Here is a 12,971-nt window from a genome sequence, read left to right as displayed (position 1 = left end):
TTTGCTTATTAAAATTGTTTAGATAAATAAATTAACATTAGCATCTTCTGCTTCGCCAAGGTAATAGCCAACTCCACCAATTTTAATGCCATCAATGAGTTCTTCCTTCTTAAGTCCCATAACATCCATTGACATCTGGCATGCTACTATTTCAACTCCTGAAGCAATAGCTGACTGAATTAATTCTTCTAAAGAGGAGATATTTTTATCCTTCATAACCTTTCTTATCATTTTTCCTCCCATACCCATCATGTTCATATTTGAAAGCTTTAACTTTTTGCTGCCTCTAGGCATCATCATTCCAAACATTTTATCCATAAGCCCTTTTTCAAGACTTATTTTTTCAGGTTTTCTTAATATATTAAGTCCCCAGAAGGTAAAGAACATTGTAACTTTTTTACCCATAGAAACAGCACCATTAGCTATTATAAAGGATGCAATTGCCTTGTCTAAGTCACCGCTAAATACAACCATAGTTTTATTATCTTTAGAAGGGAAGGTATCTAAATTTTGGTTTACTATTTCATTTTTATTGCTTTTTTTTATTAAAGCATCAATATTTCCACCATTTTTATTAAGGTCTAGTAATTCGTTGTTAGTTCTCTTACACCATGCCTTAATATCCTCGTAAAAACCTGGATCAGAGGCAGAAACCTTAAGAATTTGACCATCCATTAAATCATTCATTGATGCTTTAACCTGCATCAGTGGTCCTGGGCAGCAAAGTCCACAGGCATCTATAGCTTTATCATAATTTCCCTTTTGGTTCTCATTTTTTTTAACAGCCTGTGTATCAGGATCTATAGTAAAGGCTGCATAACTATGATTGTCTGTGTCAGCATCCTCTGAAGAAGGCTTATCTGGGGTATAATTTAATGAAGCTATAGTTTTATAACCACCTGTTACATTATAAACTTTAAAGCCATTTTGACTTAATATTCTATCTGCCACATATCCTCTTAAGCCAACTTGGCAGTATTCCACTATAGTCTTATTTTTATCTAATTCTTCTAGCTTTTCTCTTAAGCTGTCTACTGGAATATTTATTGCATTTTTAATATGTCCATTATTATATTCTTCTTCAGTACGAACATCTACTAAAATATAATCTTCATTTTTAAGCTGATCTAAGTCTTTCCATGCTATAACATGGGTATTTCCAGCTAATACATTCTGAGCTACAAAACCTGCCATGTTAATAGGGTCTTTAGCAGAAGAAAATGGGGGAGCATAGGACAATTCTAATTCTGCTAAGTCATTAACTGTTCCATTAAGTCTTATTACTGTTGCTATTACATCAATTCTCTTATCAACACCGTCATAACCTATAGCTTGAGCCCCTAAGATTTTTCCTCCTTCATTAAATATAAGCTTAAGGGACATTGGTATAGCACCAGGATAGTAAGAAGCATGAGACACTGGGTGTACATAAATTATTTTGTATGAAATATTTGCCTTTTGAAGTGTTCTTTCATTTGCTCCTGTTCCTGCAGCTGTTAATCCAAAAATCTTTATAATTGAAGTACCTTGAGTTCCATTATAGGTTGAATTTAAGCCTGCTATGTTATCAGCGGCAATTCTGCCTTGTTTATTAGCTGGACCAGCCAGAGGCACTGCAGATTTTTGCTTTGTTATGAAATCCACTACTTCTACAGCGTCACCTACAGCATATATTCCTTCTATATTTGTCTCCATATTTTCATTTACTAAAATGTGACCTCTAGGTCCAAAATCTAGTCCGCTGTCTTTAATAAAGGCTGTGTCAGGGGCTACTCCTATAGCTAAAATTACTATATCAGAAGTAAGCTTAGTATCACTATTTAAGGTAACTTCAACTTGATTTCCTATTTCATTAAAGGCTTTAACACCATCACCTAATAAAAGTCCTACACCATTATCAGATAATTCTTTTTCAGCCATAACTACCATATCTGAATCAAAGGGTGCAAGTATATGAGGAGCAGCTTCCACAAGAGTAACAGATAGGCCTCTATCTCTAAGATTCTCAGCCATTTCAACACCTACATAGCCTCCGCCAATTACAACAGCGGTATTTATACCTTTTTTATCCACATAAGCTTTAATGGAATCTGTGTCAGGAATATTTCTCAAGGTGAAAATCTTACTGCTGTTTATTCCTGGAATGTTTGGTCTTAAAGCCCTTGCTCCGGGAGATAATATTAAATAGTCATAGGATTCCTCATAGACTCCTTTAGTTTTGCTGTTAACAGTAACCTTTTTATCTATAGCATTTATATTTGTTACTTCGCTGTTATTTCTAACGTCTATGTTAAATCTAGCTTTCATTGCCTCAGGAGTCTGGACTAAAAGCTTGCTTCTTTCTTTAATTGTTTCACCAATATAATAGGGCAGACCACAGTTTGCAAAGGAAATATATTCATCTCTTTCAAACATAATTATTTCTGCATTTTCGTCTAATCTCCTAAGTCTAGCTGCAGCAGTTGCGCCACCAGCAACTCCACCTATAATTAATACTTTTTTACTCATTTTTCTACCTCCAAAAAAATTATTAAATTAATCATTTTCTTTAATAAGCTCACTAATTAAGTTTGCGATTTTAGGATTTGAGATTTTATAATAGATCTCAAGTCCATTTCTTCTGCCTTCTACAATTCCTGAGGCTCTTAATCTCTGAAGGTGCTGAGATATGGTAGATTGAGGAGTATCCAAACATGATTGCATATAGGAAACGTTACACTCACCATTTTCTAATAAGCCCTTTACAATACAGAGCCTTACAGGGTGAGCCAATACTTTTAGCATTTCTGCTATTTCATTATATTTTTCAAAATTCTTATCCATATTATTTCTCACTTTCTCATATTTATAAATCATTATATTCATATATTATGATATAGTGATTTAATTGTCAATGTTTTAACTATAAAAAGTAGATTTTAAATGGAAATTGAAAAGCAGAACGCAATTTTTTTCTTGTATTTATGTAAATCTATATTTATGTAGTTTAAGGATGTGTACCGAATAAAAGGAAAGGTGGATTAGTATAATGAAATTTTAATTAACATCAAATATTATTGAATTTATAAAATATTGTGATGCATTTATAATAAAATATAAATTAGCTAAGTATTTTGGTAAAATTTATTTAACTTGGGAGTGGTTTAAATGGAAATTCAATGTTTTGCTATAGGAAATATTAGTAGCTTTGGACATGAAGCAACCTTATTTAATGCAGAAGTCATAGTAAATGCAGTTAAGGGTGGGGAGCTAAAACATTTCTTTGTTAATAGGTGGATGTGATGGAGCAAAACCTGGAGAAAATTACTAGATAATTTAAGCCAGTGGCAAGTATAATATATTGCTACTGGCTTTTATATACTTATTTTACTTATCAATTAGCTTTCTTTCAAAAGCCTCTACCATTTTTTTTGTCATAAGACCACCAACTGGCCCGCCTATAGCTCCATTTAATTTTGAACTTCGATCACCTTTGTAGCCATCATTATATTTTATTCCAATTTCAGAAGCATATTCATTTTTAATTTTATCAAGCTTTTCTTTAGCTTCGGGAACTAATGGTCTATTACTCAAAAAGAACACCTCCTTATAAGTTTATTTTTACACTTTAATCTAAGCATATACGTAGAAAAAAATGTAAATGTTTATATTTTGACATACTAAATTTTTGAATTTAATAATTTTTGCAGGAATAATTTAATAAATATCGAATATTAAATAAAGAAAAATTTCTCCGAGTCATTAAACCTAAGGAAATTCTATGGGTTAATGACCGTTAGGGTGAAAATGGAAACGTTTTTGCCTTCCATTATTGAAAAGGAGAATGTATTAACATTCTTCTTTCATATAAAAATATATGAAGGGAGTTTTACTAATGAAAAGGTTTTTAGCTATGCTACTAGCCCCTATTATTTGCCTATCTTTTGCAGCTTGTTCTACAAAGAGTACCCAAACCGCAAGCAGCACCAATGATACTTCAAAACCATCTAGGAGTATGATTTTATCAACAACAACGAGTACACAGGATTCAGGTTTGCTTGACTATCTGCTGCCTTATTTTGAGAAGGATACTGGTATTAAAGTCAATGTGGTTGCAAAGGGTACAGGTGAGGCACTTGCTATGGGTAAAAATGGAGATGCGGATTGTCTATTAGTTCATGCAAAGGCGCAGGAACTTCAATTTGTGAAGGACGGTTATGGAATAAATAGGCATGATGTAATGTACAATGACTTTATAATTGTAGGACCTAAAGATGATCCAGCAGGCCTTAAAAAGGATGCATCAAATGATGCAGCAAAGGCATTTAAAAAGATTTATGATGCAAAGGCTGTATTTATTTCAAGGGGAGACAATTCAGGTACAAATACAAAAGAGTTAGCCATATGGAAAGCAGCAAATTTAGAGCCTAAAGGTAGTTGGTATTTATCTGCTGGAAAAGGCATGGGAGAAGTTTTGCAAATGGCTAATGAAAAGCAGGCATATACCCTAACAGATAGAGCTACTTATCTTTCAATGAAGGACAAGCTAAATCTAGTTATCTTAACTGAAAAAAGTAAAGATTTATTAAATCAATATGGAGTTATGATACCAAATCCTAAAAATCATAGTATAAAAGAAAAAGAAGGAATGGAATTTATTAACTGGATTATATCTGATAAGGCGCAAAAGCTTATAGCAGACTTTGGTAAAGACAAATTTAATCAATCCTTGTTTATACCTGATGCAAATTAGAGGATAAGGAATAATGGATATTTTTAATAACTTAACAGAATTAAGGGGCATAATTACTATGTCCCTGCTTGTTTCTATATCATCAACTCTGATTGCTTCCTTTTTTGGAATTTTGATTGGGATTCCTTCAGCCATAATGGAATTTAGATTTAAAAAAATATTAATTAGAATCACAAATACTCTTATGAGTTTGCCCCCAGTATTAATGGGCTTAGTTACCTATATGTTATTATCAAGAAGCGGCCCTTTGGGTAATTTGAGACTGCTTTTTACACCTACTGCTATGATCGTGGCTCAAACATTGCTTATATTTCCAATAATATTTGGATTAGTATTATCTTCAATAGCCAATACTGGTAGTGAGATAAAAAGAAATTGTTTGTCCCTTGGTGCATCTGATATGGATATTTTAATTACTATATTTAAGGAAAGCAGAGTTCAAATTTTAACTGCTGTTACTGCTGGCTTTGGAAGGGCAATATCTGAAGTAGGAGCAGTTATGATGGTAGGCGGCAATATTAAGGGCTATACTAGGGTAATGACTACATATATTGCACTCGAAACGGGAAAAGGGAACTTTAGTAATGCAATTATTATTGGTGTTATTCTACTTTTAATTTCCTTTGGAATTAATTTTATTTTGCATAAACTGCAGGGAAGTGATGGTTAATGAAGGTATTTGTAGATAAAGCGGTAAAAAAATATAACAATAATGTAGTGCTTAATATAGATAATTTAAATTTAGAGGATGGAAAAATATATGCTGTAATTGGGCTTAATGGCAGTGGCAAGACAACTTTAATGGAATCAATAGCAGGGCTTAGGAGCTTAAGTTCTGGTACATTAAAGTATAATAATTTAAATTTAGAAGATGTTAGAAGCCATATTTCCATAATGCTTCAATCGAATTACCTTTTTACTGGCTCAGTTTTATCAAATATTATTTGTGGACTAAAATTTAGAAAATATAAAGATGAGGAAATAAAAAAGCGCTTAGATAAATATCGAAGCGTATTTAATATTGAAGAGTTATTAAATAAAAATTGTAAAAAGCTTTCAGGTGGTGAACAGGAAAAGGTGTGCCTTTTAAGGACTGCCATTCTTGAAACCAATCTTACAATTTTTGATGAACCTACCTCCAGCATGGATATAGAGAGCACTCTTATAGCTGAAGAACTTATAAAAAATATGGCTAAGGGACAAAGGACTGTTGTTGTTGTAACTCATGATATTTATCAAGCAAAAAGAATTGCTGATGAGGTTATTTTCATGGACAGTGGAAAAGTAATTGAAATTGGTAAAAAAGAAGATATATTTAATAATCCTAAGCATAATCTTATAAAAGCAATTCTAAATATATAATGATAAGAACAGTAAGGGATTGATTATATGCTAGACATGTATGGAAGAAACTAACCTTTATGAGGGTATCTATAATAAATAGATGCAACTTAAGATGTATTTATTGTATGCCTGAAAATGGTGTAACTAAAAAAGAACATAAGAATATAATATCTCTCATGTAGTATAATTAAGCCTTGTCTTCATTCAGAAGAAGAAATTGAAATTAAAAATTATATAGGTGATGATTTAAAACTAATAACTAAACTTAAAGAATGAATCTTTGAAAAGCCGGAGGAGCACCATCTTGAAAAGGATAAAGAAAGCAAGAGTAAAAAAATGATGTTTCAAGTGGGGGGCTAATTTAAATTTTAGCAATAAATCCTCTTTACTTATTTTTTAAACAGAAATATCATTATTTAATAGATTTTCCTTTAAGAATCCATCCTTCAAATACCCGCTGCCAAAGGAATGCATCATTTCAAGTATAGGTAAAATCCTTTTACCTACTTCTGTCAAACCGTATTCTACTTTAGGCGGTACGACAGGGTATACTTTTCTAAATATAAGCCTGTCCTCTTCTAGACTTCTAAGCTGCATTGTAAGCATTTTTTGTGTTGCATTAGGCAGTCTTTTTTTTATTTCACTAAATCTTAAGTTTTTACGACTTAAGTACCATAATATTAATATTTTCCATTTGCCGGATAGCAAATCCTGCACTAATACCATAGGACATATTTCATATTTAAGGCATTGATCCTTCATATAACATTCCTCGTGTAGAGGCTCTTTGCACAGCATTTTATTTATCAATCTTTTCACCTGCTTAATAGAATAATACATAACTAAAAAAAGGTTAGCTGCTAACTAATAATAAATATACAAAACATATTATAACATATATTTTTAGAAAATTATCATATTATCAGAGAAATTGCAAAAACTATTCTACATACATGGTATATTTTTGTATACTATGTATAAAAAAAGTGCCTTCTTGTGAATAAAGTATCATGTTGTTATGATAATAACATACTAATAATTAGTATGTTTTCTAGAAAAAAATAAGATAGTTTAGAACACAAAAGAATATGGAGGGATAATTATAATGAGTAAAGTAATTTACATTAAAGCTAATGCTAAAACAGATGAGGCTTCAAGAACTTATAAAATTTCAGAAAGTTTTTTGGAAGAATATAAGAAAAATAATCCACAGGATGAAATCATAACTCTAGACCTTTATAAGGAAGGTATTGATTTTTTACCTCAAGATAAGCTAATGGAACTTCATGCTCCTAAACCTGGGGAAGGAAAAGATAATCCTGTACTTAAATATGCTTATCAATTTTTAGAAGCAGATAAATATATAATTGCATCACCTTTTTGGAATTTAAGTATTCCAGCAATATTAAAGGCTTATATAGATTATGTTTGTGTTGCAGGAATTACTTTTAAATATACTGCAAATGGCCCAGTAGGCTTATGTGCTGGTAAAAAAGCCGTGCATATAGTAGCTAGAGGCGGCAGCTATGCTGAAGGACCAGCAGCTGCATTTGAAATGGGTGACAGGTATTTAAGAACTATATTTGGATTCTTTGGAATTACAGATTTTACTACTATAGCTGCTGAAGGCTTAGATATAATTGGAGTAGACGTTAATGCAATTGTAGAAAAAGCAAAAGAAGAAGCAAATAAAACTGCAATGAGCTTTTAATTACTAAAATGGCATCCAGCTAAATTTCTTACTTTTTTATTCAAATGAGTAAGAACTCCTGGATGCCATTTTATATATATTTTTAAGTAATATATTTTCTATTAAATGAATCGTTACAATTTCTTTAAATTGTAGTAAGATATACTTATAATTTAAAAGTGCTGGGGGAAATAAGTGAAAAAAAGTAAATTTATCTATAAAAGACATATTGCAATGCTTCTATTACTTATGATCATAATGCTAACTGGCTGCAGTATCGATAATTCAAAAAGTGTAATAGGAGGAGATATTTCTAGCAACTCCAATTCAAAGCCTGATTATCAAAGCAATGATAATTCTGTAAAAGATACAGCTTCCAAGGTAACAGCAAATGGACTACTAAAGGTTCATTTTATTAATGTGGGTCAAGGTGATAGTATACTAGTACAGCAAGGAAGCCATAATATGCTAATTGATGCTGGCACCAACGCTTCTACTGAAACTTTATTAAATTATTTAAAATCTCAAAATATTAAAAAGCTGGATTACCTTATACTTTCTCATCCCCATGAGGATCACATTGGCGGCGCAGATGCTGTAATTAATAGCTTAAATATAGGAACAATATATATGCCAAAGGTTACAACTAACACTAAAACTTTTAAAGACGTTGTAACAGCTATGAATAAAAAGAGTTTAAAAGCTAAAGAACCTGTAGTTGGTACTAACTTCAAGCTTGGGGATGCAAATTGTAATATATTGGGTCCAATAAATACAGTAAGCGGCGATTTAAACACCTATTCAATAGTATTGAAGGTGACTTTCGAAAATAATAAATTTTTATTTACAGGAGATGCTCAAGTTTCAAATGAAAAGGATATGGTAAATAAAGGCTTGGATTTAAGTGCTGATGTCCTTAAACTTGGTCATCATGGAAGTCATACTTCAACATCTTTGGATTTTTTAAATAAAGTTCATCCTAAATATGCTGCTTTGAGCTGCGGTGTAAAAAATGATTATGGTCATCCGCATAAAGAAGTAATGCAAAGGCTTCAAGCGAAGAATGTAAAACTATATAGAACGGATGAAAGCGGTACTATTATATGCCAGTCTGATGGTAAAAATATAAGTTTTAATACAAAGCTGGGGGATTATAAAAATGGTAGCAGTAATTGATAGATTTGAAGAGGGATTTGCCGTTTGTGAAAAAGAAGATGGCACCATGATTAATATCAAAAAGTTCTTAATTTCTAGAGAAGCCAATGAGGGAGATGTACTCATTGTAGATGGGGATAGTATAAAAATAGGTATTAATGAAACTTTAAAGAGGAAGAAGGAAATTGAGATTTTAACTAAAGATCTATGGGAAGAATAAGTCAGTGCAGCTCTGTATATTATTTTTATAAGATTAAGCGGAGCTGCACTGATTTTATATATATTTCCATTACCTGGGAAATATTTCGTATGTTTGATTAATTAAAATTTTGTCAATTATTGACATGATTTGACCTAGGGGGTATCATAAAAATATATTATGCATCTTATAGAAGCTTTTTTAATGCTTTAGGGGGTTAAATTATGGAGCTTTTAAGCGTTATGAAAACAGAAGAAGTAAAAGCTTTAATAAATAGGGAATTTACCTATAAATTAGAGTCTGAAACCATCTCCCTTTTAGATTCCGTAAATAGAATCTGTTCAAAAGATATAAAAGCGAGCTTTAACATTCCAAGCTTTAGAAGATCAACAGTAGATGGCTATGCAGTAAATTCTAGAGATGTTTTTGGAGCAAGCGAGTCCATACCAGCTTTTATGGAGTTAAAAGAGGAAATAATAATGGGAAAAGCTCCTGAAAGTGTATTAGTTAATGCAGGTGAATGTTCCTATATACCTACAGGCGGTATGCTTCCCGAAGGTTCTGATAGCGTAGTCATGCTGGAATACTGTGATAGATTAGATGATAAAACAATTCTTATTAACAAACCCTCTGCACCAGGAGAAAATGTTGTACAAATAGGTGAGGATATGTCCATGAATGATATAGTTATTAAAGATGGGCAAAGGCTTAGACCTTATGAAATTGGAGTATTAGCTGCTCAAGGGATAAACAAGGTAAATATTTATAAGAAGCCAAAAATTGCAATAATTTCTACAGGTGATGAAATCGTTTCAATTGAAACTGATCCTAAATTAGGTGAAATTAGAGATATAAATACCTATATGCTATGCAGTTTAATAATTAAAGACGGGGGAATCCCAATAAGTTATGGGGTTGTAAAAGATGAATTTTTGCTTTTAAAGAGTAACGTTGATAAAGCTTTAAAAGAATGTGATGTAGTTTTAATTTCTGGTGGAAGTTCAGTGGGAATAAAGGATCATACTTTAAAGGTTATTGATTCCTATGATAATGGTGGAGTATTGGTACATGGTATGGCTATTAAGCCAGGAAAACCAACAATTGTTGGGAAAGCTTATGAAAAAATAGTGTTTGGCCTTCCAGGTCATCCTTTGGCAGCTTCAGTAGTGTATAAAATACTTGTTAAAGGCTATATAAATAAACTAATGAAGCTAAAGGAAGAAGAGTACGGAATTACTGCTGAAATGAATATTAATTATCATAAAGCTATGGGTAGGGAAGAATATCTGCCAGTTTCACTTGAAAAAGAAAATGATAAAATTATAGCATATCCTGTATTTGGAAGATCGGGAATAATAACGGCTTTTTCTAGAGCTTATGGCTATATTAGAATTGATAAAGATGTGGAAGGCTTATATAAAGGAGATAAAGTAATGGTATATAAACTTTAAAATATCTTACTTAGGTCAAAAGTATATATGGAGGAGCAACATGGCACAGAAGGTCTTTTTAACAAACTTAGAACTGGATGAGGCTGTAAAGCTATATATCAGTAATCTTGGAAACCTGAAAAGTAAAAAAGAGATTATTAATACTATAGATTCTAGGGCAAGGGTATCAAGCTCACCTGTTTACTCAAAGCTTTCTTCGCCATTTTATAATAGTTCTGCCATGGATGGAATAGCAACCTTAAGCAGCAAAACTTTTGTAGCATCAGATAGAAATCATATAGAACTAATTGAAGGAAAAGATTATTTGGTTGTTGATACTGGTGATCCTATACCTAAAGAATATGACTGTGTAATTATGGTGGAGGATCTTATAAAAGTAGCTGAAAACAGGGTGCTAATTTATAAAAGTGCCTCACCCTGGCAAAATATCAGACCTTTAGGCGAAGATATAGTAGAAGGTCAACTTATTATTCCTTCAAAGCACGCAATTAGGCCAGTTGATATTGGCGCTATGCTGGCAGGCGGTGTAAATGAAATTGAAGTATATAAAAAGCCTGTTATTGGAATTATTCCTACTGGAACGGAAATAGTAGAACCTAAAACAGAACTAAAGGTTGGAGATATTATTGAATTTAATTCAAGAGTGTTCTCATCCATGGTAGAGGAGTGGGGTGGAGTCCCGATAAGATACAATATAGTAAAGGATGATTATGATTTAATAAAGAGTGCAGTGCTAAAGGCTAATGAAGAATGTGACATGATATTAATAAATGCTGGATCTTCTGCTGGTAGAGAAGACTTTACCTATGAGATTATTAAAGAGATTGGCACCGTAGACGTTCATGGTATTGCAATAAAGCCAGGAAAGCCAGCAATCTTAGGAAGTATTAAGGGAAAGCCCATAGTAGGTATACCAGGTTTTCCAGTTTCAGCTTATTTCATTATGGAAAACATCTGTAAGACAGTTATTAAGGGGTTTTTAGGGTTAGAAGCTGAAGAAGCAAAAACTATTGTGGCTACGCTTTCACGAAGAGTAATGTCTTCTTTAAAATACTTGGAATTTGTAAGAGTAAAGCTTGGATATGTTGGAGACAAGATTATTGCAACCCCGCTAAGCAGAGGAGCAGGGGCTACAATGTCCCTAGTAAATGCAGATGGAGTCTTAGAAATTCCTCAAAACATTGAAGGCTTTGAGGCTGGGTCAAAGGTTAATATAAAGCTTTTAAAATCAGAAGAGCAAATAAGAAACACCATAGTCTGCATAGGAAGCCATGACCCAATAATTGATACTGCAGCGGACCTTTTACATCTCAAAAACAGTAAATATTTTCTTTCTTCTGCTCACGTTGGCAGCATGGGAGGAATAATGGCACTTAAATCAGGTGAAGCGCACATAGCACCAATTCACCTGCTTGATATGGAAGGCGGAGAATATAATATTTCGTATATTAAAAAGTATTTAGGAGACAAAAATGTAGCACTTATTAAAGGTGTAAACAGAATACAAGGAATAATTGTATTAAAAGATAATCCGCTGGAATTAAAGTCTCTTAAAGATATTGCATTAAAGAATGCACGTTTTATTAATAGGCAAAGAGGCTCTGGAACAAGATTATTTCTTGATTATAACTTAAAGAGATTAAATATAAATTCTAGTGATATTAATGGTTATGAAAGAGAAGAGTATACACATTTAAGCATTGCAGCAGCTATAGCTGCTAAGGACGCAGATTGTGGGCTAGGAATATATTCTGCAGCAAAGCTTATGGGCTTGGATTTCATACCACTTGGAAATGAAGAATATGATTTTGCTGTGCCAAAGGAGTTTCTAAATTTAGATAGTATTAAAGAATTTATAAGAATATTAACAAGTGAAGGATTTAAATTTGAGCTTGATAAATTAGGCGGGTATGATTATTCGAATATAGGTAAAATAATAAATACTTGAAAGAAGGGGTTTCCATGGCAAAAGTATTAGCAGTAAATATTAGTGAAAAAAAAGGTGTTATTAAACATCCTATAGAAAAAGGTCATTTTATAGAGGATTTTGGACTTGAAGGTGATGCTCATGCAGGTAAATGGCACAGGCAGGTAAGTCTTTTAGGGATGGAAAGTATAGAAAAGATGAAGAAACTTGGGGCAAAGGGACTATGCTCAGGTAAATTTGCTGAAAACCTTACCACTGAAGGTATTGTGCTTTATGAACTTCCTGTTGGCAGTAAGCTAAAGATAGGTGAGGTGTTTATGGAAGTTACACAAATAGGTAAGGAGTGCCACCTTGGCTGTGAAATTCGTAATCTTATTGGGGATTGCATAATGCCGAGAGAGGGAATTTTTACAAGAGTTTTATCAGAAGGCTTTATAAAATCTGGAGATGAAATAATTATTGTTGAATAATTG

Annotated in this window: 14 protein-coding genes and 1 riboswitch; of the genes, 10 read left to right on the top strand and 4 right to left on the bottom strand. The window is 32.5% G+C overall.

Annotated elements, in window-relative coordinates; all coding sequences use genetic code 11:
* Window positions 1-18: 18 nt before the first annotated feature.
* Window positions 19-2,508 (bottom strand): CoA-disulfide reductase, encoded by a 2,490-nt coding sequence (locus tag ACJDUG_RS06740; protein ID WP_406769131.1) that lies wholly within the window; start codon window positions 2,506-2,508, stop codon window positions 19-21.
* A gap of 27 nt (window positions 2,509-2,535) precedes the next feature.
* Window positions 2,536-2,823 carry an ArsR/SmtB family transcription factor gene (locus ACJDUG_RS06735; RefSeq protein ID WP_406769130.1) on the bottom strand — a complete coding sequence of 96 codons (288 nt, stop codon included), beginning with the start codon at window positions 2,821-2,823 and terminating at the stop codon, window positions 2,536-2,538.
* A 324-nt stretch (window positions 2,824-3,147) separates the two neighbouring features.
* Here ACJDUG_RS06735 and ACJDUG_RS06730 point away from each other — a divergent pair, with 324 nt between their 5' ends.
* Window positions 3,148-3,282, top strand: a complete 135-nt coding sequence (locus ACJDUG_RS06730; protein WP_406769385.1) for a hypothetical protein — start codon at window positions 3,148-3,150, stop codon at window positions 3,280-3,282.
* Between the two features lie 84 nt (window positions 3,283-3,366).
* On the opposite strand, the gene ACJDUG_RS06725 is transcribed toward ACJDUG_RS06730, so the two are convergent.
* Complete coding sequence (locus ACJDUG_RS06725) at window positions 3,367-3,573, bottom strand: alpha/beta-type small acid-soluble spore protein (RefSeq protein ID WP_406769129.1); 207 nt, start codon at window positions 3,571-3,573, stop codon at window positions 3,367-3,369.
* A gap of 146 nt (window positions 3,574-3,719) precedes the next feature.
* Window positions 3,720-3,838: riboswitch (molybdenum cofactor riboswitch) on the top strand.
* Between the two features lie 36 nt (window positions 3,839-3,874).
* Here ACJDUG_RS06725 and ACJDUG_RS06720 point away from each other — a divergent pair.
* From ACJDUG_RS06720 to ACJDUG_RS06710, 3 genes are read left to right on the top strand one after another with little or no spacing between them, the layout of a single operon-like run.
* Window positions 3,875-4,732, top strand: coding sequence for an ABC transporter substrate-binding protein (locus tag ACJDUG_RS06720; protein ID WP_406769128.1), 858 nt, complete (start codon window positions 3,875-3,877; stop codon window positions 4,730-4,732).
* Window positions 4,733-4,745: 13 nt separating this feature from the next.
* Window positions 4,746-5,402, top strand: coding sequence for an ABC transporter permease (locus tag ACJDUG_RS06715; protein ID WP_406769127.1), 657 nt, complete (start codon window positions 4,746-4,748; stop codon window positions 5,400-5,402).
* Window positions 5,402-6,094 carry an ATP-binding cassette domain-containing protein gene (locus ACJDUG_RS06710; RefSeq protein WP_406769126.1) on the top strand — a complete coding sequence of 231 codons (693 nt, stop codon included), beginning with the start codon at window positions 5,402-5,404 and terminating at the stop codon, window positions 6,092-6,094. Before ACJDUG_RS06715 ends, ACJDUG_RS06710 begins: the two co-directional genes overlap by 1 nt.
* A gap of 378 nt (window positions 6,095-6,472) precedes the next feature.
* Here the strand turns inward: ACJDUG_RS06710 and ACJDUG_RS06705 are convergent, their stop codons facing one another.
* Entirely contained in the window at window positions 6,473-6,838 is a 366-nt protein-coding gene (locus tag ACJDUG_RS06705; RefSeq protein WP_406769125.1) for a winged helix-turn-helix transcriptional regulator, read from the bottom strand.
* Between the two features lie 343 nt (window positions 6,839-7,181).
* On the opposite strand from ACJDUG_RS06705, the gene ACJDUG_RS06700 reads away from it, so the two are divergent.
* The 6 genes from ACJDUG_RS06700 to ACJDUG_RS06675 all read left to right on the top strand — a co-directional run bounded on the left by ACJDUG_RS06700 (window position 7,182) and on the right by ACJDUG_RS06675 (window position 12,968).
* Window positions 7,182-7,787, top strand: coding sequence for an FMN-dependent NADH-azoreductase (locus tag ACJDUG_RS06700; RefSeq protein WP_406769124.1), 606 nt, complete (start codon window positions 7,182-7,184; stop codon window positions 7,785-7,787).
* Between the two features lie 174 nt (window positions 7,788-7,961).
* The gene (locus ACJDUG_RS06695) at window positions 7,962-8,942 is read left to right on the top strand and encodes a ComEC/Rec2 family competence protein (RefSeq protein ID WP_406769123.1); all 981 of its coding nucleotides are present in this window, start codon (window positions 7,962-7,964) and stop codon (window positions 8,940-8,942) included.
* Window positions 8,926-9,141, top strand: coding sequence for a DUF3006 domain-containing protein (locus tag ACJDUG_RS06690; protein WP_406769122.1), 216 nt, complete (start codon window positions 8,926-8,928; stop codon window positions 9,139-9,141). Before ACJDUG_RS06695 ends, ACJDUG_RS06690 begins: the two co-directional genes overlap by 17 nt.
* 203 nt (window positions 9,142-9,344) lie before the next feature.
* Window positions 9,345-10,571: a molybdopterin molybdotransferase MoeA gene (locus ACJDUG_RS06685; RefSeq protein ID WP_406769121.1), complete on the top strand. Its 1,227-nt coding sequence runs from the start codon at window positions 9,345-9,347 to the stop codon at window positions 10,569-10,571.
* Window positions 10,572-10,611: 40 nt separating this feature from the next.
* Window positions 10,612-12,519, top strand: a complete 1,908-nt coding sequence (locus tag ACJDUG_RS06680) for a molybdopterin biosynthesis protein (protein WP_406769120.1) — start codon at window positions 10,612-10,614, stop codon at window positions 12,517-12,519.
* Window positions 12,520-12,533: 14 nt separating this feature from the next.
* Window positions 12,534-12,968 carry an MOSC domain-containing protein gene (locus tag ACJDUG_RS06675; RefSeq protein WP_406769119.1) on the top strand — a complete coding sequence of 145 codons (435 nt, stop codon included), beginning with the start codon at window positions 12,534-12,536 and terminating at the stop codon, window positions 12,966-12,968.
* Window positions 12,969-12,971: the final 3 nt, after the last annotated feature.

The organism is Candidatus Clostridium stratigraminis (assembly GCF_045310675.1).
Classification (GTDB): domain Bacteria; phylum Bacillota; class Clostridia; order Clostridiales; family Clostridiaceae; genus Clostridium_AT; species Clostridium_AT stratigraminis.
Note: the sequence above shows the minus strand (reverse complement) of the source record. Positions and strands in the feature narration are given on the sequence as shown.